At 43.1% G+C, this 25497-nt stretch carries 28 protein-coding genes; 4 read left to right on the top strand and 24 right to left on the bottom strand.

Annotated elements, in window-relative coordinates; translation table 11 throughout:
- Window positions 1-3 precede the first annotated feature (3 nt).
- From DW769_RS13155 to DW769_RS13050, 22 genes are all read right to left on the bottom strand, one after another.
- The gene (locus DW769_RS13155; RefSeq protein WP_117801421.1) at window positions 4-438 is read right to left on the bottom strand and encodes an adenylyltransferase/cytidyltransferase family protein; all 435 of its coding nucleotides are present in this window, start codon (window positions 436-438) and stop codon (window positions 4-6) included.
- A 15-nt stretch (window positions 439-453) separates the two neighbouring features.
- Window positions 454-1284, bottom strand: coding sequence for a LicD family protein (locus tag DW769_RS13150; protein WP_117801420.1), 831 nt, complete (start codon window positions 1282-1284; stop codon window positions 454-456).
- A 193-nt stretch (window positions 1285-1477) separates the two neighbouring features.
- Entirely contained in the window at window positions 1478-2470 is a 993-nt protein-coding gene (locus tag DW769_RS13145; RefSeq protein WP_117801419.1) for an NAD-dependent epimerase/dehydratase family protein, read from the bottom strand.
- A 2-nt stretch (window positions 2471-2472) separates the two neighbouring features.
- The gene (locus DW769_RS13140; protein WP_117801418.1) at window positions 2473-3426 is read right to left on the bottom strand and encodes a hypothetical protein; all 954 of its coding nucleotides are present in this window, start codon (window positions 3424-3426) and stop codon (window positions 2473-2475) included.
- A gap of 42 nt (window positions 3427-3468) precedes the next feature.
- Complete coding sequence (locus DW769_RS13135) at window positions 3469-4461, bottom strand: NAD-dependent epimerase/dehydratase family protein (protein WP_117801417.1); 993 nt, start codon at window positions 4459-4461, stop codon at window positions 3469-3471.
- Between the two features lie 20 nt (window positions 4462-4481).
- Window positions 4482-5681: an ATP-grasp domain-containing protein gene (locus tag DW769_RS13130; RefSeq protein ID WP_199607178.1), complete on the bottom strand. Its 1200-nt coding sequence runs from the start codon at window positions 5679-5681 to the stop codon at window positions 4482-4484.
- 12 nt (window positions 5682-5693) lie between these two features.
- Window positions 5694-6803: a DegT/DnrJ/EryC1/StrS family aminotransferase gene (locus tag DW769_RS13125; protein WP_117801416.1), complete on the bottom strand. Its 1110-nt coding sequence runs from the start codon at window positions 6801-6803 to the stop codon at window positions 5694-5696.
- Window positions 6804-6817: 14 nt separating this feature from the next.
- Window positions 6818-8251, bottom strand: coding sequence for a lipopolysaccharide biosynthesis protein (locus DW769_RS13120; protein ID WP_117801415.1), 1434 nt, complete (start codon window positions 8249-8251; stop codon window positions 6818-6820).
- Entirely contained in the window at window positions 8241-9239 is a 999-nt protein-coding gene (locus DW769_RS13115) for a glycosyltransferase family 2 protein (RefSeq protein WP_117801414.1), read from the bottom strand. Before DW769_RS13115 ends, DW769_RS13120 begins: the two co-directional genes overlap by 11 nt.
- Before the next feature lie 12 nt (window positions 9240-9251).
- Window positions 9252-10358, bottom strand: coding sequence for an EpsG family protein (locus tag DW769_RS13110; RefSeq protein WP_117801413.1), 1107 nt, complete (start codon window positions 10356-10358; stop codon window positions 9252-9254).
- An 89-nt stretch (window positions 10359-10447) separates the two neighbouring features.
- Window positions 10448-11542, bottom strand: coding sequence for a glycosyltransferase family 4 protein (locus DW769_RS13105; RefSeq protein ID WP_117801412.1), 1095 nt, complete (start codon window positions 11540-11542; stop codon window positions 10448-10450).
- On the bottom strand, window positions 11542-12126 hold the full coding sequence (locus tag DW769_RS13100) for an acyltransferase (protein WP_117801411.1): 585 nt from the start codon (window positions 12124-12126) through the stop codon (window positions 11542-11544). The genes DW769_RS13105 and DW769_RS13100 overlap by 1 nt, the downstream gene beginning before the upstream one ends.
- A gap of 15 nt (window positions 12127-12141) precedes the next feature.
- On the bottom strand, window positions 12142-13410 hold the full coding sequence (locus DW769_RS13095; protein WP_117801410.1) for a glycosyltransferase family 4 protein: 1269 nt from the start codon (window positions 13408-13410) through the stop codon (window positions 12142-12144).
- A gap of 1223 nt (window positions 13411-14633) precedes the next feature.
- The gene (locus DW769_RS13090) at window positions 14634-15863 is read right to left on the bottom strand and encodes a peptidase U32 family protein (protein WP_117509576.1); all 1230 of its coding nucleotides are present in this window, start codon (window positions 15861-15863) and stop codon (window positions 14634-14636) included.
- Window positions 15860-16525 carry an O-methyltransferase gene (locus DW769_RS13085; protein WP_118750470.1) on the bottom strand — a complete coding sequence of 222 codons (666 nt, stop codon included), beginning with the start codon at window positions 16523-16525 and terminating at the stop codon, window positions 15860-15862. Before DW769_RS13085 ends, DW769_RS13090 begins: the two co-directional genes overlap by 4 nt.
- Before the next feature lie 30 nt (window positions 16526-16555).
- Entirely contained in the window at window positions 16556-16969 is a 414-nt protein-coding gene (locus tag DW769_RS13080) for a solute-binding protein (RefSeq protein WP_117761676.1), read from the bottom strand.
- A gap of 26 nt (window positions 16970-16995) precedes the next feature.
- A complete protein-coding gene (locus DW769_RS13075; protein ID WP_158578899.1) occupies window positions 16996-17331 on the bottom strand; it encodes a YlbF family regulator in 336 nt (111 codons plus the stop codon).
- Between the two features lie 5 nt (window positions 17332-17336).
- On the bottom strand, window positions 17337-19001 hold the full coding sequence (locus tag DW769_RS13070) for a ribonuclease J (protein ID WP_055218756.1): 1665 nt from the start codon (window positions 18999-19001) through the stop codon (window positions 17337-17339).
- Window positions 19002-19179: 178 nt separating this feature from the next.
- Window positions 19180-19440: a DUF1292 domain-containing protein gene (locus DW769_RS13065; protein WP_022461718.1), complete on the bottom strand. Its 261-nt coding sequence runs from the start codon at window positions 19438-19440 to the stop codon at window positions 19180-19182.
- A gap of 15 nt (window positions 19441-19455) precedes the next feature.
- Entirely contained in the window at window positions 19456-19899 is a 444-nt protein-coding gene (gene ruvX / locus DW769_RS13060; RefSeq protein WP_022461717.1) for a Holliday junction resolvase RuvX, read from the bottom strand.
- A gap of 11 nt (window positions 19900-19910) precedes the next feature.
- A complete protein-coding gene (locus tag DW769_RS13055; RefSeq protein WP_022461716.1) occupies window positions 19911-20174 on the bottom strand; it encodes an IreB family regulatory phosphoprotein in 264 nt (87 codons plus the stop codon).
- Between the two features lie 206 nt (window positions 20175-20380).
- Window positions 20381-20863 (bottom strand): glycoside hydrolase family 3 N-terminal domain-containing protein, encoded by a 483-nt coding sequence (locus DW769_RS13050; RefSeq protein WP_416388409.1) that lies wholly within the window; start codon window positions 20861-20863, stop codon window positions 20381-20383.
- Window positions 20864-20999: 136 nt separating this feature from the next.
- Between DW769_RS13050 and DW769_RS13045 the strand changes: the two genes are divergently transcribed.
- Together DW769_RS13045 and DW769_RS13040 are read left to right on the top strand one after the other, a co-directional pair.
- On the top strand, window positions 21000-21242 hold the full coding sequence (locus DW769_RS13045; protein WP_055265060.1) for a hypothetical protein: 243 nt from the start codon (window positions 21000-21002) through the stop codon (window positions 21240-21242).
- A gap of 38 nt (window positions 21243-21280) precedes the next feature.
- Entirely contained in the window at window positions 21281-21481 is a 201-nt protein-coding gene (locus DW769_RS13040) for a hypothetical protein (protein ID WP_147398277.1), read from the top strand.
- Here the strand turns inward: DW769_RS13040 and DW769_RS13035 are convergent.
- Window positions 21467-21742, bottom strand: coding sequence for a hypothetical protein (locus tag DW769_RS13035; RefSeq protein ID WP_118641083.1), 276 nt, complete (start codon window positions 21740-21742; stop codon window positions 21467-21469). The genes DW769_RS13040 and DW769_RS13035 overlap by 15 nt on opposite strands.
- Window positions 21743-21891: 149 nt before the next feature.
- On the opposite strand from DW769_RS13035, the gene DW769_RS13030 reads away from it, so the two are divergent.
- Both DW769_RS13030 and DW769_RS13025 read left to right on the top strand, forming a co-directional pair.
- Window positions 21892-22527, top strand: a complete 636-nt coding sequence (locus DW769_RS13030) for a helix-turn-helix domain-containing protein (protein ID WP_118641085.1) — start codon at window positions 21892-21894, stop codon at window positions 22525-22527.
- Window positions 22508-23329 carry a hypothetical protein gene (locus DW769_RS13025; RefSeq protein ID WP_118641087.1) on the top strand — a complete coding sequence of 274 codons (822 nt, stop codon included), beginning with the start codon at window positions 22508-22510 and terminating at the stop codon, window positions 23327-23329. The genes DW769_RS13030 and DW769_RS13025 overlap by 20 nt, the downstream gene beginning before the upstream one ends.
- A gap of 84 nt (window positions 23330-23413) precedes the next feature.
- Here the strand turns inward: DW769_RS13025 and DW769_RS13020 are convergent, their stop codons facing one another.
- Complete coding sequence (locus DW769_RS13020) at window positions 23414-25441, bottom strand: glycoside hydrolase family 31 protein (protein WP_118641089.1); 2028 nt, start codon at window positions 25439-25441, stop codon at window positions 23414-23416.
- Window positions 25442-25497: the final 56 nt, after the last annotated feature.

The raw sequence follows: 25497 nt of genomic DNA, 5'->3' as shown, positions 1-25497 counted from the left end.
CGATTATACTTTCTGTTCTTTCATTTTTTCTTTAATTTCTGTAGTGCTTATTCCATGCGTATATGGCAAATACTCAATTGAGGCCCCATACTCTGCGAACTGCTTTTCTGTACGCATATAACGCTCAGATCCCTTCCAGTCATCTCCAGAGAACAGAACATCAAATCCAAATTTCTTTAGCGCCAACATTTTGTCATCGGTTTCTTCAATCGTTACCAACTCGGCTCTGTCTACAACTTTTAGAGCATTCAAAATTCGCATTCTTTGATCTTCTGGGTAAACAGGCTGCTTTTTCTTGATTTCAGTAACATACTTATCATCACAAACACCAACAATAAGAATATCGCACATTTCTTTGCATCTTTCCAAAAGGTTCAGATGTCCCACATGGAAAAGATCAAATACTCCACATGTATATCCAATATGATACTTCTTCATTTAATATTTCCTCCTTTATAACTTCAACTCTATAATCTGGTGCTGATTTCCGCGTTTTTCTATCGGTGGAAGTTGCATATAGTCACCATAAGCCGTGCGCAGATACAGGTCAGAATCCTCTGGAACCGAAAATTCTGTATCCTCAAATATTGCTGTACTCAATTTATCAAAGCATTTCGTAGGAATAATCCACTTTCCGTATGGTGTTGCCCCAGTTGCTTCATAATAATATTGTGTTTTCTGATCATTATATTTTTTATTTATAGCATCAGCATTTTTAATCAAAGTACTTCTATTTTGAGTCAGCGAAAAAATAATATACGGGAGATACTTTATTTCTCCGAGTATGCGTTTCCATAATTTTTTGTGTCTAACCCATGGCTTGACATGATTTTTCATTTGTAGCGCATATCGGTAAAGCATCACCTGTCTGCCATGACTATATCTGTCAGACTCAGAATCCGGATATGCGTCATATGGAAACACATCAACAAATAGCTCATTATGTGCTCCACTATTCTGTGAAACATTCTCTATATATACTGTTCCAAGTTTTCTCACTTTTGCATACGCGTGTGGATAATTTTCATCGCTTTTCCATGTTTGCAAAAAATAGTTTTCGTCTAGCTTTTCGGGCGCAATTCGAATGAACTTTTCATACTCATCTCGAAGCATCCCAATATCCATGTCATCATCCCAAGGGATAAAACCTTTATGGCGAACTGCGCCAAGCAATGTTCCGGAATCCAAAAAGTACTTGATGTTATTTTCATCACATACTCGCTTTATTTCTTTTGCAATCTCTAGCTGTGCGAGTTGAACCCTTCGCAAAGTCTCAGTATCCATGTTAATTTTTCTCCTCCATCAGTTACAAAACGATTTGATTTTATTGTCCAAATTATATTTTCTGGCATCTAATTAAATTGCATCTTCGCCGCACTTGATTAACGTCAAGTGTCGTTTTCTACTACTCACCACGAAGAGGTGTGCAAAATTCGAGTAGCAACCTGCACCATAACAGTGCAGGCTTATAATATTTTTACTCTCCACGAAGCTCTTTAAATCGATTGACTTCCATCTCTTCCTTATAGTTTCTAAACAATGCCTCTACATCATATTTCGGCTCGTAGCCTAATTCCTCTTTTGCGTTGGTCACGTCCATAAGAAATCCACCGCCAGCCGGTTTATCAGGACGATAAACGATTTTGGAGGGATGATCTTTCGGAGAAAACACTTTAATGATCGTTTCAATTTGATGCTGTAACGTTACAGGGACACCAGTTCCAACATTATACCAGCCATGGTCACGGTCAACCTCAACAGCTTTACAAATCATTTGGGCACAATCATAAACATGAACCATATCCTTGGCATAGTTCGGATTGCCCCAAAGTTCAATCGGGTCACCTTTCATAGCCAAATCAATCATTCGATAAACCGGGCGAAGTGTCTTTACTCCATTCGGATGATAATAGTGGTACGGACTATAGTTATAAATCGTCGGGAACCGGAACACAAAATACTTCAATCCATACTCTTCGTAGTAATGCTTCATAAACTCAATCGCGGTATTTTTTGTGATAACATAAACCGCATGATCGCCCTTATAGCTAAAATTATACGGCATATCAGGCTTCAGAACCGCGCCATTTGTTGCTGAGAGCGAAATATCGAATACCGTTGTCGAAAACAGAATTCGGTCAGCATGAACTTTCCGGCAATATTCAAGGACATTATATGCCCCCATAATGTTCGACTTTACATATTTCTCTGGCTGATATCCTTTCATGTAAGACGGAATCTGTGCAGCAAGATCAATAACCGCATACACATCATCTTGTGGAAGCTTATCGAATTCCTCTGGATTGCTGATATCTACGGAAACATACTTTTGTCCCTGCTTTTCAAAGAAATCCGTCTGGCGATGACCTGATGCAATCACCTCATACTTTCCTTTAAAATATTCACACGCATATTTGTGGACATAGGCGCCCACATTTCCAGTTGCACCAAAGATAACAATTTTCTTCATGGTCAAAAAGTCTCCAATCTTAGTATTTTTTCAATCATATAGTCCATATCCTCAGTTGTATATCGCTGATCGCAAGGCAATGGTAGAATATTATCTGCCAACTGATATTCAACATCCGAATTATAGATATTTTCTTTTACATTAGGCCACAGTACTGGGATATATATTTTTTCTCTCTGTAACTGTTGTCGAAGATTTACTCCATTTTTTGTATAGAAAGGGTACATATATGGTCCCGCTGGCAATGTGACTTCAATTTGATTGATTGCTTTAAGCTTTTGATGCAAGTAGCCGAAATTTCTTTCTCGAATACTAGCATCGACCGCATAATCAACACCACGCAGAAGATTATGTGTGATTTTCGACATAGCCTTCAGTGGAAGCTTGTCTATCACTTCTTCATTATTTCGATAAGCACCGTAGAATTCTTGCGCTGAGCGTTCGAATCTCCCTGCAAGAAACTGCAGTCTCTCAAATGATTCATCCTCTGCTAATTCTTTTTTGTATTTGCAAGTCGTATAGAGATACCCACCATCCGGTACCCCAAAAAACTTTCTACAAGTATATATTGTGTCCACACCTACTATGGGCTGTGAATAGAATGCTTGCGCATTATCAACAATCACATTCCTATACTGCCTACAATAAGAAGAGATTTCCGTATCACTATATTGCCCATAATAATTTATCAAATATATCCATTCGTTGCCCGGAACAGAAGTCAATATTGGCTTTAATTGGCCATTCACTGGATAATATTCAATTTCTACATTTTCTTCTTCACACGTTTCTGATATTGCAGAACACAATAATTTGGGGAGCCAAATTCTTCTGATTTCTCTTGCACGGAGCAAAAAGCGAAGACAATTTCGACCACTATTTAAAGCGATACTATTTTCATGGAATTCGTGACCACGATTATTTTCCAGCTCTAAAAATCCACCAATTTCTCTCATGCTGCACTCTCCATTTGAGGTGCAGCAAAGAGACAGATTACATTATATCTGTACCCCCCCATTTATTTTATGAAGTTGCATTTCCTTCTTGAAATCCTGCAGCATTTCTAAATAGTTATATTGAGGATGATACCCTAGTTCTTGTATGGCCGGTGTTATATCCATAATATATTGCGGCGCATTAGGCTTATCCGGTCGCATTATAATGTTAGACTTCTTACCGTTTTCTCCAAATACATCAATCATTCCCTTAATTTGGTCTAAAAGCGAAGTGCCAACGCCTGTACCAACATTGTAATATCCACAATTACGGTTCACAAACAATGCCTTATATAGCATTTGGCAAAAATCTTTGACATAGACCATATCTTTTACGCGGCTTGAATTGCCCCACACTTCAATAGGCTCTCCTGCTATTGCTCTATCAATTAGAAGCCTATATCCAATTTTTCTTTCTACTCCATCCACATAAAACGTGTCTACCGGCGAGTAGAGATAGATTGTCGGCAATCTAAAGATAAATCTCTTCAGTCCATACATTTGATGGTAGTTTTCAATCATATCTACCGCAAAGTTTTTAGACATAACATAAATAGTATGATCTGTCGTGAAGCTGAATTTGCGCGGCAAATCCACTCTTAAAAGCGGATTCTTGTCTCCATAATCTTTTATATCACCAAAGCTCTGCGCAAACAAAATACGATCCGCATTGTTTTTTCTACAATATTCTAATATGTTCAGATTGCCAGTAATGTTTACATCGATATACTTATAAGGATTGTATCCTTTCATTCTCGCAGGCATCGCGCCCGCAAGATCAACCACGGCATAAACATCGTTTGGCAGTTTTGAGAACTCATCTTTATTTGTGATATCCACCCGATAATACGGAACATTTAATTGGTCAAAATAATCTGTTTCGCGAGTACCTGTTGCAACAATTTGATATTCTTCATCCTTATAGTGCTCTAAGAAATACTTTATAAAATACTGTCCGGTATCACCACTAGCACCAAATACAACGATTTTTTTCATTGTGCCTTCCTTTCTGGTAATTACTTTAATACAACATTTACATATTTATTCTGGTTGCCGAGAACTTCTTCAATCCTCTCTTGACTGTCAAATCTGAGAACCAGTGTACCAATTGCTTCATTGGCCGCTTCAAATCCTCCAACAGTGGTGCCTTCTTCAATCCAAAGATCCCTCTCCACTACATTTTCTGCGATCTCATCCGAAATCCAAAGTTCCTTAAAGACACCCGGCTTATCGCTATGAAGAATAATTTCGGCCCAGCAACCGTTATAGGGCTTCTGCTGGATTTCATCAATTTGTAAGCCAACCGAATACTTCACCATGTTCGTAATCATGTCCACACCGGTTGCGTAGCGCAAACATTCTGCCAGACGATTTCCACCGCCACGAGGGGACAGTTCCATAATATACGCTTTACCGTCAGTTCCTTCGCGCGTTTCAATATTGTAAACTGCAGTTTTCATCTTCAGCAATTTGAGAAGACGCTGAATCTCATTTTTTAGTTCTTCCTGATGCTCCGCAGTCATTGAGGACGGCCAGCTATACGCTGCCGGTGTGTACGGGTTCTTTGCCTCCCGGTCAAATCGCTGGCAATCAAAGGATACAAACTTCAACTCGCCATCGATAGAGAAGCTATCTGTGTCGGACGAATAGCCATGCTGCGTAATAAAATCCTCAATAATAAATTCGTCCGAATGAGAATATGAGAGTGCATAATGGATGCTTTTTTCCAAATCCTTGGGATCATCCACACGAGTCACACCTTTACTTCCAGCCGAATCCGTAGGCTTGACGATTACCGGCCAATGGAACATCCCGACATCCTTCAATGCATCATCAATATTCTTGTAGCCTTTTGCAGTCGGAACAGTAAAGCCATTCTGCGTCAGAAATTCGCGGAACTTACTTTTGTTTTGCAGAATGCAAACTGATTCATAGGGTCCCACATTGGGCAATCCCATCTGTTCAGCCACATATGCCGCTGTAATAACACCAGGATCACAGGCAAAGGACATGATGCCATCAATATTCAACTTCTTTGCCGCCTCAAGCGTCTTTTCCTTGTCGATGATGCTGACATTGCAATATTCGTCAGAATACTTGTGCGCAATATTATCTGGCAGATAGTCACAAGTGATCACGTAAATTCCAAGATCATGCGCCGCTTTAATTACCGGGAGTGCATAGCGCGATCCTCCCAAGACCATCAATTTTTTCACGTTATTCCCTCCTTAGTATTTACAACTCAAAATAATATCACAGATTCTATCTACGTCCTCCAGTGCCAAATCAGCATACAAAGGCAACGTAAGTACTCGTTTGCTGATATGCAAGGCAACAGGTGTCTTCGTAACATCATACTTTCCATGGAAACACTCAAATGTATTGGTCAGAGGGTAAAAATACTTTCTGGCTCCAATTCCGTTTTCCGCCAATTTATCAAATACTTCTGCACGGCTCGCGCCAAACAATTTTTCCTCAAACACGACTGGGAAATAGGCATAATTACTCTTTACATCATTCTGAATACAGTTAAGTTGGATCCCATCCACACCATTCAGTCGTTCGCGATATCTTTCAACCACAGCCTTGCGCTTTGCAATTTCCTCATCAACATGACGAAGGTTGCAAAGTCCCATTGCTGCACAGAATTCATTCATTTTTGCATTTGCGCCAACAGCAGGTACTTCTTCTGGCCCGTGGATACCAAAGTTCTTCAATTCATAGAGTTTAGCTCCCAGCTGCTTATCTTTATAGCAAACAGCACCGCCTTCGATACTATTAAATACCTTTGTAGCGTGGAAGCTAAAGCAAGATGCATCACCGAAAGAGCCAATTCCCTTTCCTTTGTATGTTTCGCCAAACGTATGCGCTGCATCATAAATAACTTTAAGCTCATATTTATGCGCAATGCGTTCAATCTCTTCAATATTACAAACATTGCCGTACACATGAACCGGCATAATTGCGCAGGTACGATCAGTAATCAACTTTTCTATTTTGCTTGCGTCCATGCAATAGGTATCTGGGTCAATATCGCAAAACACAGGGGTCAATCCATTACGAACAATCGCATGAGTTGTGGATGCAAAAGTAAATGGCGTCGTGATAACTTCCCCCTGCAAATTCATAGCCTGCAGAGTGAGTTCCAATGCCATGTGACCATTTGTCAAAAGGTCAATATTATCAACACCCAAGTAGTCACATAGATTTGCCTGAAGTTCCTTGTGCTTCGGGCCCATATTGGTAAGCCAATGACTATCCCACATAGATGTAATCTCGTTCATGTACTCATCAAGCTCTGGCATTGATGACCGTGTAACCAAAATTTTGTTCTCCATAATTTCAAACCTCCTCATCTTTTTAGAAACGATTTAACCATTTCAAATAGATATTCAAATTCCTCCAGATGCAATAATGCAGACACTCCGATATAAATTGCGGCACCTGTAAGCACCTGAATAAGCAATATTACAATAGTTGGCAGTCGCAGAAATCCTACGAAATAGACTATAATGCCCATGATTAAGGCAATAATAATTGATGGAAGTATATCTCTCAGCTGTTCAAAATAATTGTAATTAAGCAATTTCCAATTAGGCCATGAGTTTATGACCTGACTACATATGCCCGAAACTATCAAGCTATACGCCATTGCCATAACGCTAATTCTCATTGTAAGCAACAATAACGTTAAACCCATTATTTTCTTTACAATTTCCAACTTAAGAAAAAGGTCACTTCGTCCCATAGCTTTGATAGCATTAAGATTTGCAGTGTGTATAGGCCAAAACATATATGTGAAGCAGAAAATTCTTAAGTAAGGTACACACGGTAGCCACTTATCGGTCAAAAGCAACTTAACCACCGGCTCAGCACAGAACATTAGTCCCATCATCAATGGTGCCATAATGTATGTACTAGTTTTTATGGCACGACGGGTCATGCTCTTAACCCGATCGCGATGGTCTTGTTCTCCTGCCATCGATGGTAATAATACGCTATCAATTGAAGCATTTATATTAGTCACTATAACCTTTGGAAATTTATCTCCTTGATTATAGTAAGCCAAATCAGCTGACGTATATATTTTGCCAATGATTAAGTTTCGCAAATTGTTGTACACTGTATCCAAAAGAGAAGATATCAACAGCTTCCACCCATAGGAAAGTAAGCCTTTTAGGCGTTTCCACGAAAACAGCTTCTTAGGGCGCCATTTCACTGTAACCCAAAGAATCAAGGTATCGATTGCTGTATTTGAAAGTTGTTGTGCAACAATGGACCACACACCACATCCAGCATATGCCATACCAATTCCAAGAAATGCTGAAAAAATTGTTCCCCCTAGCGTTGCAAAGAAAAATCTTTTGAACAGCATATTTCGTGAAACATATGACTGTTGAATGCCCTTTACTCCAGAAATGATAATTGTAAGGCTAATAACACGAATGATTAATATAAGGGATGTATCGTTGTAAAATCCTGCGATTAAGGGTGCTGCCATAAACATTACAGCATACAGAATCAAACACACTGCAAAGTTAAAATAAAAAACAGATGAAAAATCCAAGTCATCAGCATCTTTCTTTTGAATCAGTGCCGTTCCAAGTCCACTATCCACAAAGACCTGCATTATCGTGGTGAAAACCATCACCAATGACACTGTCCCGAAATCACCAGGTGTTAAGATACGCGCTAGAACAATAGATACAATTAAAGTTACCGCCTGCGCACCACATCTTTCTGCAAAACGCCATATAAAATTATTAACAACATTCTTATTGTCCATTTTTCACCTTATCTCGAACCTTTTTAAGTGCTGTATATATTCTTGGAAAATTCGTCATCACATAATACTTTTTTCTGCTCTCCCCTTCAAGCTTTTTATAGATAGATTTATAACTTCTCAATTCTTCAAAATGTTTAAATCTCAGTAATCTATCAACTTCCCTTAAATCCATATATCTTTGAATGATGTCATGATACTTTCTATCTGTATCAATATCCAATTGGTTTGTCATCGCAATCCACCGAACATTCATCGCATTTACAACATCCTCATTATTATAGCGAACGGACCATGACCCTACCGACATAAATCTATAGTCAGCCATACAGTCATTCAAATACAACATTCCCCCTCTAAGAGCCCCTTGAACCTGCAGTGTATAATCTATCTCTAAGAGTTTTCTAAAGGGCAACTCAGAATCAAATACTTTTTTTCTATAAAACAGCGAATTTGTTCCAACAAATCCACCACCACCTGCAATTACCCGGCTTACAGATATTACACCACTTTCTTTTTGCGGACTAATTATCCCAAGGACTTTTCCAGATGCTGCATTAATTTTTCTTACAGCATGAGCACAGATATCAACTTTCGGATGCTTTTCCATTGCATCAAACTGCAATTGCAATTTATCTTCATTTGTCCAATAGTCATCACCCTCGCATAAAGCCACATATTCCCCTGTAATTTGTTCATCTATGATTCTGTTCATTATTCCAGAACCTTTTGAATATTGATTTTCCTTTTCATAGATTGGCTTAACAATATGTGGAAAAGCCTTTTGATATTCCGAAATTATAGATGCTGTTCTATCTTTTGATGCATCATCATGAACAATAATCTCAAATGGAAAAGTCGTTTTCTGCATCAAAAAAGAATCCAATGCATCCGCAATATATTTTTCATGATTGTATGCTAAACATTTAATTGAAACCACTGGCGTCTTCTCCCAGTTCCCCATAATTTCATTTTCTGTTTTCTTTATCATTATCCTGCATCCTCACCGATTATAAAATATGTATGGGATCGTATTCGATACTCCTCCAAAATAATAAATTCTAAGCCAATAACTCAATGCTATTACAACTACAATTAGATAGGTTATCATTCGATTTGATGCTTTATATATAGTCTTCGGAATTTGACCAATTGTCATTACATTTACAATTCCAAAATATAAACTAATTCGATGTCCATAATTCATGAATAAGGCCAACTGTAAAAAGATGACATTAAATAATGCTATCAATTTATAGAAATTATAATTTTTCATTCTTTTTGACAGCATTTTTGAATTTGCAATTAAATAACAAATTTCAATCAAATAAATCAAAGTGTCCAGATAATGCCCTGATGTACTTTCATGTGAAAAGTAATATAAATATCTCGAACTAAGCAGACCAAATTTTATAAGGACTTGACTCCATGTTTTAACACCTAAAACTCCTACAATTGCCACAACAAATAAAGCAAGTTCTCGAATGCTTACATTTTTTTTCACCTTTTTCTTCTGTAAATAACCATATAAACATATATTCAGCAACGAAATAGCTGCTGGAAAATGAATCAAAGTTGCAATAATCGTGCAGAAAATACTCTTTTTGTATTTTTCTTCAACGATGAATGTGCTTCCAAGTAAAACAATCGCCATGGCCATATGCTGACGCACCATATTAAATGAGTCATTATAATACAATGCACAATATACAAGAAGTGCAAACCATGGTGACACCGAATCTCGCATTCTCCACAATGCACAATATACACACCCTACTGTGATAAGCTGAAGTATAAACAGCAGGACTTGAAAATTTTCAAATATTTTTGCAACTATATAGACACACAATAAATATAGTGGTTCCTTTGCATATACAGATGCACAATATTTGGTGAATGCTGTCGACCTAACAGCCAAATCATAATTTCCTTTCACATAATACAGCACATCTGTTCCAATTGTTTTATCACGCAATCCTCCCAATATCGCCAGTACTAAAATTGCACATATTGATAGCATTAATGAAAAAGTAACCATCTTTTTATGGTCAGCCCATTCTGCTAATGCCGTACACAATATTGCAACACTAAAAATCGATAGATATATCATGCACGGCACCTCCTTTGATGATGAATTTTTATTAGCCGTCTTCTATCAATCACGATGTCTTTCCTTCTCACCTAATTGTTCTAACATTTCTAAACCATATCAAAACAATATTTCATTGCTTGCAAATATACGTTTTCCGAGTGATTTTTTTCACAATATTCTCTATTCACTTGGCATATACTGCCTATCATCTCGTTTTGCTCGTACAGTCTTCCATAAATATGTTTTACATCGCACTTCTTCATCACAATTCCATTCACACCGTCTTCCACAATATCTGGAATACCAGCATGATCTGTTGTAATAATAAACATTCCATTACCCATTGCTTCCAGAATACTAATAGGCTGGCCCTCGTTGGGATATCGAGTTGGCAGTGCAAAAAGATAGCATTTTTTCAGAAGTTCTCTCTTCTGTTCGCCACCTACAATCCCATGATATGTAACATACTCCTCCAGCTTATTTTCTTTTATATAGCTTTCAAAGTAATCTTTTTCACTGCCTTCAAAGAACTTGCCTGCAAAATCAAAATGGAATCTTTTCTCTCCACCAGCGTCTACACGCTCTTTTTCGGCTTTTGCCATTTCAAGAACGAATGGATATCCCTTACTTCTAATAAAGTTGCTCAGCCAAAGAACATGAAGAACTTTTTCATTTTCTAATGCTTTCAGCTTTTTTTCGATTTCTTGGTCTGTGAGCAAATACTGATCATCAACGCAGTTTTCTACGACAAAAATCTTATCATCATCAATCATCCCTTCAAAAATCTTCTTTAGAGACTTTGACAAAACAATTACACCAGAGAGTTTTTTGATGGCTTTATAATTTGCTTTGCGTTGCCAGCTGGCCATATCGTTATCAACTAATTGACGATAGTAACCGCCGTGGAGATGAATCAAACATTTCTTGTGTTGCAATTCCAACAGCTTAAAAATAACTAAGTCCCGAAGATTCCCGCCCTTAGTTTGGCTGATTGTAAAGTAAAACAAATCTGCTTTACTACAACTTATCTTCAGGAGATTTTTTATAAAGTTCTTATTGTTAGTAATATCCACCTTTTCAAATTCAAATTCTCCATGTGGATCAAACTCGGAATTCAAATTTGAATTGTAAAGAGTTTCAACTGCCTTAGATAATCCATGCATCGGAGGAGGAAACTGAGCAATAAAGCATATTTTCTTCATCAACTATTGCCCTCCAGCCTCTTAATAACCCTCGCCGGATTTCCCACAATCACACAGTTATCTTCAAATTTCCCAGCTACCACAGCACCGGCACCGACAACGCAGCCATCGCCCAGCACTGTGCCTTTCAGGATTATGCTATTGCACCCGATGAAGCAGTTCTTGCCGATTTTGATTTCTCTGCTTGGCACCAAATTACTGTCACCACCATTTTCATCTCGAAGCAGTTTATTTCTGGTTTCAGCTTCGATAGGATGGAAGTCGTTGTCCAGAATTTTACAGTTACCGCCGATGCAGGTATTCTCACCAATCATGATCTTCTTGCGGGCGTAAATCGTTGCTCCACTTATACCAACGTTATCTCCGATTTCAATCTCTGCACCTGGTGCGCGAGTAACAATAATCGTCCGGCTGTAAAGGCCCACCAGATTGCTGAGGAAGCTGCTCTTAATCGTGACATTCTCGCCAATCTTCAGCTTGGCACCGCCCTTGTTGAAAATGATTGGCACGCCCTTCAGCAAGAGGTTCTTTCCATATTCAACTTTTGTCATCTTCATAACCAGCTTGAACCAGTTACTGTTCATTCCCTCTCGCCTCCTTTACAGCTTCAGAATTTCTTCTGCATACTTCTGTACACTTACGTTTCTAGTTAGATTTTTCTCAAGGTTTTCCCGGCTTCTGGCCCCCATTGCTTTCAGCTCTTCACCGCCAGCATTGTCAATAAACCACCGGATATTTTCCGCAACCTTGTCATACTCGCCCGGCTCACAGCACAGGCCACCCTTTGTGTCCTCAATGATGCAGCGGATCTCAGATCCAGATTCCAAGACCCCTAAAATGGGCTTCGAAGCGGCCATTATTCCGTATGCTTTTGACGGGCAGCTCACGCCTTTAATACCTTTCGCGTTCACACACCAGTGAACATCACCAGCGTTCAGACTATAAATCAAGTCAGCTTTGTCCTGGTACGGAATAAAGGTCACATTCTCCATGTGATGCTCGGACACATAGTCTTCCAGTGTTTTCAGTACAGAACCAGCACCTACAAAGGCAAATACGACTTCTCGACCATCTGCGGTCTTTGTATCGGCACCAAATTTTCCGACCACTTTAATTAGATTCTCTAGGTCATAGTACAAACCGATGTTGCCGGAATACATGATGACAAATTTGCCATCCAGACCGTACTTCTTCTTGAAGGCCAGAACCTTTTCATTACTCTCATCCAGCGGATAGATCTCATTCTCATCGATCCAGTTGTTGATCATGACAGTCTTAGGGACTTTCTTGCCCTTGAACCGCCCCACTACCGTCTCAACCAGATCCCTGCCAACGGTGATGATCAAGTCACTTCTCTTGCAGCTGAACTTGTCAAACCACATCATGGCATCGGTCACAAATTTGCTCTTGGTGTAACCAACAGCCAGCACCTGCTCCGGGTTGAAGTCCTGAATGTTATAGATGTACTTAGCGTGTTTTACCCATTTTCCCCAAACACCCAGCAGGCCGCCGAGGATAGGCGGCTGGGAAATAGAGAACACATAGTCCTGCTTTCCGACCTTGAATGTCGCACTCATTGCCCCAAAGAAATAGGAAACAATGTTCTTCACACGGCTTTTCTTGTTGGTCTTGCTGAACTCCGGCACTCGGATTCGCAGGACTTTCACACCGTTGATTTCTTCTTCGTAATATTTCTGCGTCTTGTATTTTTCTTCGATAGTTCCTAAGTAACTCGGCACCACGCAGATGACCGTAATGTTGAACTTATCCAGCATACCCTCCGCCAGCTCACGGAGAATCTGCCCCGTTGACGCAGTATCTGGAATATAGTAATGAGCGTAGATCAAAAGATTTTTCTTATTAGGCATTCCGCTATATTCCTCTCACTCTTTTTTGAATTGCCGATACCCCTTTAATCGGCATGGATATATGTACACATCCCGCAGGATTGTAATTAACTTCTTAAAAATCAGCTCGATGTGTTTATCACAGCGATGTGCTTAACTATTGCTCACACTTCAACTGAACAAATTCCCAGTTTTATTGAGTACACACCCTTTGATGCAGCACTCAGATTTCCCTCAACTGAAACTTTGAAGTACAAACCTTAAGGACAACTCACTGACAAAGTGTTAGGTCTTATTGTCAAAACTCGCAGTCGCACTTCTCCATTTTTCAAAGTGCTGACCCTTATTGTCATAACCCGTAAACCAACTTACTTTGTTAAAACTGTACAAGTTCATATCCTGCTCTTGTTGCAACATGAACAATCATCTACCCCTCACTACCTCTAATTCTCCAGAAAATGCAGGTATCATGTCCATCTCTTGTCTGCAATAAACTTTTCCAGAAAAATAGATTTTGGGCTTTTCAACACTTTCAACCTCCACCTCTAATTCTCCGGAAAAATGAAGGTATCATGTCCGTCTCTTGCTCTGCAATAAAACAGGCTCGCAGTAGGGGTATTTTGCATGAGTTTTATACGCCACCGTAGACCATCATGCCGCCACTGAAAGTTTGAGGTAGACATTGTTTGACGCTGCAACGTAATTTTTAGTGCATTTTGTATATTTTATTGAGTGATTTTTAAAATTTTGTTGTTTACTATGACAAAAAAATTTCATTAAGTGATTTTTTCACTCCATTCTCATGCAATATTTCCGGTTAATTAGAGGTATACATATCTCTACGCAAACTCTCATTTTTCTGTATCAGGGTGTAGCGAAAAGCTCACGTATTGCTAAAATCTATGTTTTTATGACTCCACCCCTGACCATTCTATTTTTCCGGAGAATTAGACCTAGACATTGCCAGTTATATACATTCCGTTTGTAATGATACTTAACATATTTTTGTGACTTATGGCCTATTAAAACAGCATTTAGCCTTAGTCCAATAATATCATGTATATTCTAGCTTATTTGCTCCAGTTTGTAAACATTATGAAGCAACTTTCTTCACAGAATGTCGAACTTTTTCCTATTTGTTTCTTTTATCATTACCATTATTTTACATGATCTCTATTCGCGCAAAAAAAGGATTAGCAACCCTTCGAAAATGACACGTTCCTAATCCCTTTTATTTTCCTATTCTATTCCATTTCTTTCCTTCTCAAAATATCAAACCTATCCAATTCCACGCCAAGATCAATCCACAATTTCTGCTTCGGATGCGGCGCACTCTCCATCTGGTTCCCTTCATCATCCCAGATCCCCTTCACCGTAACGCAGACATTCTCCCCATCCGGTTTCATCACTTCAATCTCTTCCCCAACCGAAAACTTATTCCTCTGCTCAATCGCATATCTGCTTTTTTCATTCTTCTCCCCAACAATCCCCAGATACGTATACTCCTTCACATACGTATTACTGTCATAAATCTGGCTCTCATGATCCGGCTTTCCATAGAAAAATCCCGTAGTAAACTGCCTGTACGTACAGTTCGAGATCTGATCCCGATACCACTCCATATTCTCCTCATACTTCTTAGGGCTCTCCAGATAATCATCAATCGCCTTCCGATACGTCCTTGCCACCGTCGCCACATACAGCGCCGTCTTCATTCTTCCTTCAATCTTATAACTGTCAATCCCCGCATCCAGCAAATCCGGGATATGCTCAATCATACAAAGATCTTTCGAGTTAAAGATATACGTTCCTCTCTCATTCTCATACACCGGCAGATACTCCCCCGGTCTGGACTCTTCCACGACCGCATACTTCCACCGGCACGGATGGGTGCAGGCGCCCTGGTTCGCATCTCTTCCCGTGAAATAATTGGACAGCAGACATCTTCCCGAGTACGAAATACACATCGCCCCATGAATAAACGTCTCGATCTCCATCTCCTCCGGAATATGCTCCCGAATCTCTTTGATCTCCGCCAGCGACAGCTCCCGCGCTGTCACGACGCGCTTCGCCCCCTGTTCATACCAGAACTGATACGTTCCATAGTTCGTATTATTCGCCTGTGTACTGATATGCCGCTCAATCTCCGGGCACACTTCCATCGCAATCCGATACACTCCCGGATCCGAAATAATGAGTGCATCCGGCCCGATCTCTTTTAATTCGGCAAAGTAAGCGCGCACGCCCTCAAGATCCTGGTTATGTGCCAGAATATTCGCGGTGACATAGACCTTTACGCCATGCTCATGCGCAAACTCCACACCTTCTTTCATATCTTCCATCGAAAAGTTCTTCGCCTTCGCCCGAAGTCCGAAGACTTCTCCGCCGATATATACGGCATCTGCGCCGAAGATCACTGCTACTTTTAATACTTCCAGACTGCTGGCTGGAACCAGTAATTCCGGTTTTCTCATGTTGTTTCCTCTCTCTTCTCATGGCTTTTCATCGTGATCGCGATTCCATCTCCCAGCGGCACGACCGATGTCAGCAGCCCTTCATTGTGTGTCAGTTCAAATAAGTATTCCCGCATCCGTTTGTGGATCGTGCGGTTCCGGCGTTCCACGGCGAAGCGGGATTCGATGACGTCGCCGTCCTGCAGCACGTTGTCGGTGATCAGTACGCCGTTCTTATCAAGGACACGCAGGACTTCCGGCAGGAAGTGGATGTACTGTCCCTTAGCGGCGTCCATAAAGATAAAATCGTACGGGCCATCCAGGGTTTTTAAGACTTCTGCAGCGTCTCCCGGGATCAGCGTGATGCGGTCGGCGAAGCCGGATTTTTCGAAGTTCTCCCGTGCGATCGGGATGCGTTTTTCGTAATTTTCTATTGTGGTAATCTCTGCGTCCGGTTCGCCGTACTGTGCCATGAAAACAGCAGAGAATCCTACGGCAGTTCCTACCTCCAGGATTCTCTTTGGCTGTTTCATCTTTAAGAATACTTTTAAAAAGCTCTGCATTTCACGGCGAATGACCGGCACTTTTGTCTGTTTGGCCGTCCGCTCCAGATTTTCCAGAAACGGGGTGTGGCCGGTGTCCAGGGAATTGATGTAGGTTACCATTCGTTCGTCTATTATCATGTAAGATTCCTCTTGTTTTGCAAACGTGCGTTATTCCGCAGACGGCTGTCCTTCGGTGTTGATGCCCGCCAGAATTTCCAGCATTTCATCGACGGTCTGTGCGGTGTTCAGCACGTAGGAACCGTCCTTGATGCCGCCGTAGTAGCCGGACAGGCGGTACTGGACTTCGAAAACCAGAAGGCTTTCGTCGATCAGTCCGTTGTCTTTCAGGAGTTCGCCAAGTTCTTTCGCCTCCATGCCGGAACGCACCTGTACGGTGACTTCCTTTCCTTTTCCTCTGGATGCGACTGGCTCCTCAGCAAACACGTCATGTCCAAACTGATATGAAGTTTTCGCTGCCAGAATGATCACAAGAATTACGCAGACGTAAATGAGCAGGCGCACGGTTCCTTTCGCACCTGTCAGCGCTGCGCGGTATCCGGCATCCCTTTTCTTTTCGGACATGGGCGCTCTCCTTTTGATTTTCGGTTTTAGATTTCCGGTACTCCGATGCGGATTGCCTCTGAAATACGGTCCTGCACCTTCTGTACCATCTTACAGACCTCGAGTTCCGCTTCAAGATAGGCGTTTGCTTTCTCGCTTTTGCGGAGTGCGTAGGAATCCCGTTCGAGGGAATCTACCGCATCGTAAAGGTCTACGTTTTCGGACTGCTGCAGTCGGTAGTTGCGGATTCGATAGTCGTCGACCCGGCTTTTTAAGTCCGGGTCTTTTTCAAGTTTCTCTTCCATCCACAAGTAATTCTGATATGCCCTGCTCTCCCTCATTTCTTCGATGAGCGCGTCCAGGCATTCTGTTACTTTGTCCATGGTATTTATGCCTCCATGATGATCGGAAGGATCATCGGTCTTCTCTTTGTTTTCTTCCATACATAATCGCCGAGGGCATCTTTGATCGTGGATTTGATCTTGCCCCAGTCGGAGATATTTTTGGAAAGGCAGCCATCCAGTGCCTCTTCTACAACTTCTCTTGCCTCGCCCATCAAATCCTCGGATTCGCGTACATAGACGAAACCGCGGGATACGATGTCCGGGCCGGCCAGAAGCTGGTTTGTTCTCTTTTCGAGAGTCAGTACAACGACCATGATTCCGTCCTCGGACAGATGCTGGCGGTCACGCAGGACGATATTTCCTACATCACCAACGCCGAGTCCGTCGACCATGATGGCTCCGGTGTGGACTTTGCCAGTTACTGCTGCGCCGTCCTCATCGAGTTCCATGACATCACCGGAATACATGAGGAAGATGTTCTCTTTCGGGATGCCGAGACTCTGTGCTACTTCTGCGTGTGCTTTTAAGTGGCGGTACTCGCCGTGTACCGGAATGGCGTATTTCGGTTTTACCAGGGAGTAGATCAGCTTGATTTCCTCCTGGCAGGCATGTCCGGATACGTGAACGTCCTGGAATACGACGTTGGCACCCTGTGCAGACAGTTCGTTGATGACGTTCGAAACGGCTTTTTCATTTCCCGGGATTGGGTGGGAACTGAAGATCACGGTGTCGCCCGGCAGGATCGAGATCTTTTTGTGCAGGTGTGCCGCCATACGGGACAGTGCTGCCATGGACTCGCCCTGGCTTCCGGTGGTGATCAGGACAAGCTGCTCGCCGGTGTAGTTTTTCATCTGCTCCACATCGATCAGGGTATTTTCCGGGATATTGATGTAGCCCAGCTCCTGCGCGATGGAGATGATGTTGACCATACTGCGGCCTTCGATGACAACTTTACGGCCGTATTTATAAGCAGAGTTGATGATCTGCTGCACACGGTCGACGTTCGATGCGAAGGTTGCGATGATGATTCGGGAATTCTGATGCTCGGCAAACAGGCCGTCGATCGTCTTTCCTACGGTCCGCTCGGACATGGTAAAGCCAGGCCGCTCTGCATTGGTACTGTCGCACATCAGTGCCAGAACGCCTTTCTTTCCGATCTCTGCGAATCTCTGCAGGTCGATGACATCACCAAAGACTGGTGTGTAGTCGACTTTGAAGTCTCCGGTGTGGACGATGATGCCAGCCGGGGAGTAGATTGCCAGTGCTGCTGCATCGGCAATACTGTGGTTTGTTTTGATAAACTCAATGCGGAATGCGCCCAGGTTGATGGACTGTCCGTGTTTGATGATTTTCCGTTTTGTGGTGCGGAGCAGGTTGTGCTCCTTTAATTTGTTTTCGATCAGGCCAATCGTCAGTTTGGTGGCGTAGACCGGCACGTTCACTTCTTTTAAGATGTAAGGCAGGGCTCCGATATGGTCCTCGTGGCCGTGGGTGATGACGAAGCCTTTGACTTTGTCGATGTTTTCTTTCAGATATGTTACATCCGGGATGACCAGGTCGATACCGAGCATGTCGTCTTCCGGGAATGCAAGTCCGCAGTCTACGACGATGATACTGTCCTCATACTCGAAAACGGTGATGTTCATACCGATCTGTTCCAGACCGCCAAGCGGTATAATTTTTAATTTACTTCCATTATTCTTTTTCAAATAGCACCTCCGCGCATGTTTTCCAAACGATTCCGTTACCGGTACGGCTTCACGCACGCATCCCCTGAGCGTCACTTCAGGCTGATGGAGCATGTCCCGCACCTGCAGGATTTGCCCTTTAAAGCGCTGTCCCGGTCCCGCTTCGTCTGCGTCCCGGTATGGCTTCAAAACGGCTGGTTCAATAGGTGATGTCTGCCTCGTCATCCAACATGGAAGCAAATACGCCGGAAACGGCATCGAATTCGGTGTCGTCTTCTACCATAACATACTCTGCCTCTGCGTCGGTATCGGTGGAGATATCCTTCAGAATATAGGCATTTGCCTCATCGTCCTTTGAATCGGATACCAGAATATAGTTGACTCCGTTGATTCTGGTCTGCTCCTCCACGTAAAATTCTTCTTTGCCGCCATCATCTGTTACAAATGTTATTTTTTCCATACAATATTCCTTTGTTCAGTTTTCCTGTGATTCCTTCTGATGGGAAAGATAGTCCAGATATCCCTGCAGGATAAAAACAGCTGCAATCATATCTACGTACTCCTTGCGGTTTTCCCTGCGGATTCCGGTTTCCATCATGGTGCGGTCTGCTTCGACCGTTGTCAGCCGCTCGTCCCACATGACAACGGGCAGACCTGTCCGTCTCTCCAGCATTTCTTTGAACTCGAGAGATTTTTCGGCCCGCTCTCCGATGTCGTTGTTCATATGTTTCGGGAAGCCGAGTACGATTTTTTCCACGCCGTACTCTTTTGCTATCTCTTCAATCCGGGCCAGCGTCTGACGCAGCTTATTCTCCGATTTTCTGCGGACAATTTCGATTCCCTGCGCAGTAAGACCCAGGGCGTCGCTGACTGCCACCCCTACTGTTTTTGAGCCGTAATCTAATCCCATTATTCTCATAGTAATTACGCTCACTTCCAGGATTCATTTTTGATGTACTCTTTTAACAGTTCCTCTACCAGTTCATCACGCTCTACTTTCATGATCAGGCTTCTGGCCCCCTTAAAGCTTGTGATGTACGTCGGGTCGCCTGACATGATATAGCCTACGATCTGGTTGACTGGATTATACCCTTTTTCTACCATGGCGTTGTAAACGGTTTCGAGTACCTCTTTTACCTGAATCTCCGGCTCTGTTTTTACTTTAAAATATTGTGTGTTACTTAATCCTGACATTCTTTTCACGTCCTCGTATTTATTGATATCATTTATATTCTAATACATGTTATGGGAAATTTCAATCGTGAAATTGCCCAACTATTTGAATGTTACAGTTCACTGCATCTCAGCGAACTGTAACATTCAAAGCCCGCATGGAAAATTTTGCTTTGCGAAGAGGCGGCAGCTATTTCTGATGTTATTTTATCCCTGAAAACGCCGCATTATTCATATGAATTGGAAGTAAAAATCATTTCCAGGATTCTCTGGGCACAGGCGGTCAGGTCTTTTTCCTCGAGATACTGGTCATTTTCGGCACTCAGCGCATCCAGGATTTCGCGGCGGTCGGTTTCGGTTCCCGGCATCACAAGATCGTTTCCGGCAGCAATGCATTTTGCGGCAGAGGAGCCTCCGTCGGCGTTTGTTGTGGTCCAGTCTGTCATGATGATGCCGGCAAAGCCCCATTCCTTTCTTGCAGCGGTTGTGCACAGATCGTAGCTGTTGGCGGTGTGGACACCGTTTACCTTGTTGTAGGAGGTCATGATCGCCTTTGGCTGGGATTCTTTGATTGCAATTTCGAAGCCCTTCAGATAGATCTCACGCAGAGCGCGCTCGGAGACGATGCTCGATACGCCGCGGCGGTTTTCTTCCTGATTGTTGCAGGCGTAATGTTTGATGGTCGTTCCGACCCCGTGCTGTCTCTGCACACCGCGTGTGAGAGCTGCTGCGATGATTCTGACCAGAATTTCGATTGAATTTTCTCCCGCCCTGTTCTATACTAATGTAAACAAATGTAGCTGTTTTTTATTCCAGATAACTACAAAATCGGAGGTATCACGCTTTATGCATATGACACAAATTCAATCTGTCTTAAACGAGAAAAAAATCACGTTTTCCTATACGGAAGAGGACAACTGCGGAAGCATCGACTTTGAGCACCGCGGTCTGCGGTATCATATCTGGGAATTTGCAGACGATGTGGAGCCGGTCGGCGTGGAGACCAATCTGCGGTATGCAGGGCGCGATGAGGAAATCGAAGGCGATTACGATACGATTCTCGCAGAACATTTAAAGAAAGAATTTTAAGCGATTTCATTTCATTTTTGGGAAAAGATGTGTATTTTATGACGCCAGTTCTTCAACCACAGCTCGAAAAAGTCACGCTGGAACAATATGAAATGCTTCCAGAAGAGAAACGCTTCAAAGTTTTTGACGGTGTCGTCTACGACATGGCAAGCCCTTCGCAGGTTCATCAGGCACTGTCCATGCAGCTTTCCACACTCATCAATACTTACATTCTTCGCAAAAAATCATATATTTTCTAACGCTGCCAGAAACAGCTCATAGAAGTCATCTTCCCCTTCAAGCGCCGGGGAATTTTCTCCGCCGCCATTGGTGCTGCGTTTGATTTCTGCGTAAAATTCTTCACCTGCCATGGCAAGATCCATTTCATAGATGGAAACGTCATAGGCATGGCAGATTTCGCAGAATGCGTGGATTGGATTCGGATTTTCCCTTGTCTGAAGCAGTTTTTCACGCAGAATGGGGTCTGCCTTTGCTTTTTTCTGCCAAGCTTTTGCCTGCACTGCAGGGAAGTTCTTTCATCGCCATGATTGCTGTTCTCAGACATCTGCGAGCCGTAACTTTTCTCAATCAGTTCGTTTTTTGTCAATAAATGATTTCTTGACGCTTTCAGATCTCTGTGATACAGTAATGGCAGAAACGAGGTGATTGCATGAAAAACACATTTGAGCAACAGATTTACGAGATCTTTGGAACAACGGACCCAAAGGAGCTGCGCAAGCTTTCCAAAGACGCGAAACAATACCAGCAGTTAGCGAAAAAAGAAGCACTGCGCCATGCAGCTGGAAGAAAACCTGCTTTTTCGCTGCCACAAATCATTCAGATGGCTGCCATGCAGCAGCAGGGAAAAAGTATTGCCGAGATCGCGCGCACCTTTCAGGTCAGCAGGCAGACGGTATACAATCAAATTGCCCGTGCTCACTGTTTCAGCACGGATCCCGATGTCAAAACGCGGATGTGTTTTCTTTACCGCGATCAGCTTTGCACAACGATTGATATCGACTTCCGTCATGAGAAAATTGCAATCCAGAATTACACAAAAAAAATTCCGCTTCGTGCCTTTGGCGTTGTGGAGCATCCGACCTGGGATGATTTTACCTGGTTTCTGGAAAGCCGCTGTTTTCCCAAAACACGCGATCATGCCAAAGACATTTTAAAAGAAATGGGACTTCCCTTTTATGATCCGCTGCTTATCATTGAAAAAACAGATGGGCGAATGGCCGGTGACGAGCAATGGCTCCTGATTCTGAAAAATAAGGAGGCACGCCATGGAACAGATCCGTCTTGATCATCAGCTGCCTGTCAAAAAAACAGATCACACCTCAAAAGGGGACCAGCTCAAGTGGAAAATCGGTAATATCTGGTACAAATCCGACTATATGGGATATGAGGGACTCTCGGAGACACTGGTGTCTCATTTACTGCAAAAAAGCACTCTTTCCCATCCGTTTGTCCTGTATCAGCCTGTTCGGATTGCATACCGCGGCACTCTCCGCAGTGGCTGTTCCAGTCCTGATTTTCTAAAAGCAAATCAGATGCTGATCCCATTGGAAAAACTGTACCGCCAGAATACCGGAGACAGTCTGGCAATCACGCTTGCTGCTTTTTCAGAACCGGCGGAACGCATTCGTTTTCTGGCAGATCAGATGGAACACATGACGGGAATTCAGAATTTCGGTGCATATCTGACCGCTATGCTGGAAATTGATGCCTTCTTTCTAAACGAAGACCGGCACACCAACAACATCGCTGTTCTATATGATACAGAAACAGAGCAATATTCTCCAAGTCCTCTATTCGATCAGGGTTTATGCCTGTTTGCAGACATTAGCAATGACTATCCTCTGGATCTGCCGATGGATGTCTGTATAGAACGCATCGAAGCCAAACCTTTCAGCTCTGATTTTGATACACAGCTGGATGCTGCGGAGGAATTATACGGTATCCAGCTTCACTTTTCCTTTACGCCAAAAGATGTCTGCACGGAACTGGCTTCTCTGGCCGATTACTACCCTCTGGAAATCCGCCAGCGTGTTGAGCAAATCATACGCCGACAGATGCGCAAATATGGATATCTGATGCGCAGTTAGAGTCGAAAAGAAAACAGTACAGAAAAGTCCCCACGCTGTGTGTGTCTTCTGTACTGTTTTCTTTTTTGACCTTTTTACACGATCTTATGCCATTTTCTTAAATACCGGAATCGAATCGATCGGTGCAGCGGCACGGATAGTCTGTCCGCCTTCGTACACTTTTCCGTCTCTGGTGTCTTCCCAGCGTCCTTCCGGAAGATATACTTCACGCTCAAACTCGTTCAGATGGAAAATCGGCGCTACCAGGTATTCGCTTCCGAACATATACTGATCCTGCAGCTCCCAGCATTTTTTGTCATCCGGGAACTCATAGAACATGGTACGGATCAGCGGAGAACCGTTTTCGGATGCCTCGTCATACAGCTGTTTGATGTAATCGTGCATGCTGATGCGGATGTCGTAATATTTCTTCATGATCCGGTAATTTTCTTCTCCATAGCTCCACAATTCATTGGACTGGCCGGTATACAGATAGCCGCCGCCAAAGTCACGGTCATCGAGCGGTGGAATGTTGTGCGGTCCGCGGTCGCCGTGCATACGGAGAACAGCAGAGTAAACGGCAAACTCATACCATCGGATCAGAAGCTGCTGGAAATCCGGGTCATTGACATCATCTGTCATAAAGCCGCCGATATCGGTTGTCCACCACGGAATGCCGGCAAGACCCATATTAAGGCCGGCCTGGAGCTGATCATAGAAGGCTTCAAAGGTACTCGGCACATCGCCGGACCATACAACATTTCCGTATTTCTGACTTCCGGCCCAGGCGCAGCGAAGCAGGTTTACAATATTTTCTTCTCCTTCTGCTTTCATGCCGTCATAGAAGACACGGCTGTACAGCTGCGGATAGATATTGCTGCAGGAAAGAGCCGGTCCGTCGATATAGCGGTAATGATCGAAATCGTAAACGCCGAAATCCGGTTCTGAGTTGTCCAGCCAGAAGGCATCGATTCCAAAATCATAATAGTTTTTCTTGCAGACTTCCCAGACGTATTTTCTGGTTTCCGGGTTGAACACATCGATTTCCACGCAGTCCCCCTGGAAATCATACGTCTGCAGGGCGCCGCGCTCTGTTTTAATCAGCAGGCCGCGGTCCAGCATCGGCCAGAAGTTCTCGCTCTTCCGGTCTACGCTTGGCCATACGGAAACGATAACTTTGATTCCCATGGAATGCAGTTCGTCCACCATGGCTTTTGGATCCGGCCAGTATTTTTCATCGAATTTCCAGTCGCCCTGTACGGTCCAGTGGAAGAAATCGATGACAATCTGATCGATTTTGATGCCTTCCTTCTGGTAGCGGCGTGCCACTTCAAGCACTTCCTCCTGCGTACGGTAGCGCAGCTTGCACTGCCACAGGCCCATACGGTCCTCCGGGAATTTCGGCGCGCGGCCGGTCACTGCGGTGTAATTTTCCAGGATCTCTTTCGGTGTATCGGCTGCGGTCAGCCAGTAGTCCATATCTTTGGTCGAGCGTGCAGTCCATTCGGTGTAGTTCTTTCCGAAGGTTACCTGTCCGACAGCCGGATTGTTCCACAGCATACCATATCCTAAGCTGGATACGGCGAATGGTACGCTGATCTGGGAGTTCCGCTGCGCCAGCTCCAGGGTGCATCCCTTCAGATCCATGTATTTCTGCTGATACTGGCCCATTCCGAAAATCTTCTCTTCGTCGTTGCTCTCAAATTTCAGGTTCAGGCTGTATTCGCTTCCGCCGATCACACCTTTCCACTCACGGTTGACCGTTTTTAAGCAGCGGCTCTCTTTGCTGATCGTTCCGTCGTAGCAACGGTGATATTCTCTTAAAATTTCCTGTTCTTCTTTGTAGAAGGTGATAACTCCTGCAAAGTTGACCACAGCACGGATTTTTCCATTGGTGATGGATGCGCTGGTTCTTTTTCCCATCGATCCGTCGATTTCCAGATGATCGACCTCAAACTGCTCTGCTTTTGCCTCTGTTTTTTCCGGCACTTCGGTCAGCGCCCAGTCTTTTCCGGAAAATTCTGGAAGCATGGTTGCGCGGACACGTAAGGAATCTTTTCCCCACGGCTCAATCCGCAGTGTTTCTCCGTTTGCCTGTGCAATTAACACACCATTTTTTGTCTGAAAACGCATTGTTTTATTCTCCTTTTTTGAAAAGAGAGGTCACAGAACAATTTGCTTTTCCGTGC

This window comes from Blautia sp. AM29-29, assembly GCF_003480555.1.
Classification (GTDB): domain Bacteria; phylum Bacillota; class Clostridia; order Lachnospirales; family Lachnospiraceae; genus Fusicatenibacter; species Fusicatenibacter saccharivorans.
The sequence above is the reverse complement of the archived record's forward strand: the minus strand, read 5'-3'. Positions and strand labels throughout refer to the sequence as shown.

Bases quoted from the DNA above. Each gene is read 5' to 3' on its own strand.
- DW769_RS13155 (WP_117801421.1), bottom strand. From the start codon at position 438: ATGAAGAAGTATCATATTGGATATACATGTGGAGTATTTGATCTTTTC.
- DW769_RS13150 (WP_117801420.1), bottom strand. From the start codon at position 1,284: ATGGATACTGAGACTTTGCGAAGGGTTCAACTCGCACAGCTAGAGATT.
- DW769_RS13145 (WP_117801419.1), bottom strand. From the start codon at position 2,470: ATGAAGAAAATTGTTATCTTTGGTGCAACTGGAAATGTGGGCGCCTAT.
- DW769_RS13140 (WP_117801418.1), bottom strand. From the start codon at position 3,426: ATGAGAGAAATTGGTGGATTTTTAGAGCTGGAAAATAATCGTGGTCAC.
- DW769_RS13135 (WP_117801417.1), bottom strand. From the start codon at position 4,461: ATGAAAAAAATCGTTGTATTTGGTGCTAGTGGTGATACCGGACAGTAT.
- DW769_RS13125 (WP_117801416.1), bottom strand. From the start codon at position 6,803: ATGGAGAACAAAATTTTGGTTACACGGTCATCAATGCCAGAGCTTGAT.
- DW769_RS13120 (WP_117801415.1), bottom strand. From the start codon at position 8,251: ATGGACAATAAGAATGTTGTTAATAATTTTATATGGCGTTTTGCAGAA.
- DW769_RS13115 (WP_117801414.1), bottom strand. From the start codon at position 9,239: ATGATAAAGAAAACAGAAAATGAAATTATGGGGAACTGGGAGAAGACG.
- DW769_RS13110 (WP_117801413.1), bottom strand. From the start codon at position 10,358: ATGATATATCTATCGATTTTTAGTGTTGCAATATTGTGTACGGCATTA.
- DW769_RS13105 (WP_117801412.1), bottom strand. From the start codon at position 11,542: ATGAAGAAAATATGCTTTATTGCTCAGTTTCCTCCTCCGATGCATGGA.
- DW769_RS13100 (WP_117801411.1), bottom strand. From the start codon at position 12,126: ATGAACAGTAACTGGTTCAAGCTGGTTATGAAGATGACAAAAGTTGAA.
- DW769_RS13095 (WP_117801410.1), bottom strand. From the start codon at position 13,410: ATGCCTAATAAGAAAAATCTTTTGATCTACGCTCATTACTATATTCCA.
- DW769_RS13090 (WP_117509576.1), bottom strand. From the start codon at position 15,863: ATGAGAAAACCGGAATTACTGGTTCCAGCCAGCAGTCTGGAAGTATTA.
- DW769_RS13085 (WP_118750470.1), bottom strand. From the start codon at position 16,525: ATGATAATAGACGAACGAATGGTAACCTACATCAATTCCCTGGACACC.
- DW769_RS13080 (WP_117761676.1), bottom strand. From the start codon at position 16,969: ATGTCCGAAAAGAAAAGGGATGCCGGATACCGCGCAGCGCTGACAGGT.
- DW769_RS13075 (WP_158578899.1), bottom strand. From the start codon at position 17,331: ATGGACAAAGTAACAGAATGCCTGGACGCGCTCATCGAAGAAATGAGG.
- DW769_RS13065 (WP_022461718.1), bottom strand. From the start codon at position 19,440: ATGGAAAAAATAACATTTGTAACAGATGATGGCGGCAAAGAAGAATTT.
- ruvX (WP_022461717.1), bottom strand. From the start codon at position 19,899: ATGAGAATAATGGGATTAGATTACGGCTCAAAAACAGTAGGGGTGGCA.
- DW769_RS13055 (WP_022461716.1), bottom strand. From the start codon at position 20,174: ATGTCAGGATTAAGTAACACACAATATTTTAAAGTAAAAACAGAGCCG.
- DW769_RS13045 (WP_055265060.1), top strand. From the start codon at position 21,000: ATGCATATGACACAAATTCAATCTGTCTTAAACGAGAAAAAAATCACG.
- DW769_RS13040 (WP_147398277.1), top strand. From the start codon at position 21,281: ATGACGCCAGTTCTTCAACCACAGCTCGAAAAAGTCACGCTGGAACAA.
- DW769_RS13030 (WP_118641085.1), top strand. From the start codon at position 21,892: ATGAAAAACACATTTGAGCAACAGATTTACGAGATCTTTGGAACAACG.
- DW769_RS13025 (WP_118641087.1), top strand. From the start codon at position 22,508: ATGGAACAGATCCGTCTTGATCATCAGCTGCCTGTCAAAAAAACAGAT.
- DW769_RS13020 (WP_118641089.1), bottom strand. From the start codon at position 25,441: ATGCGTTTTCAGACAAAAAATGGTGTGTTAATTGCACAGGCAAACGGA.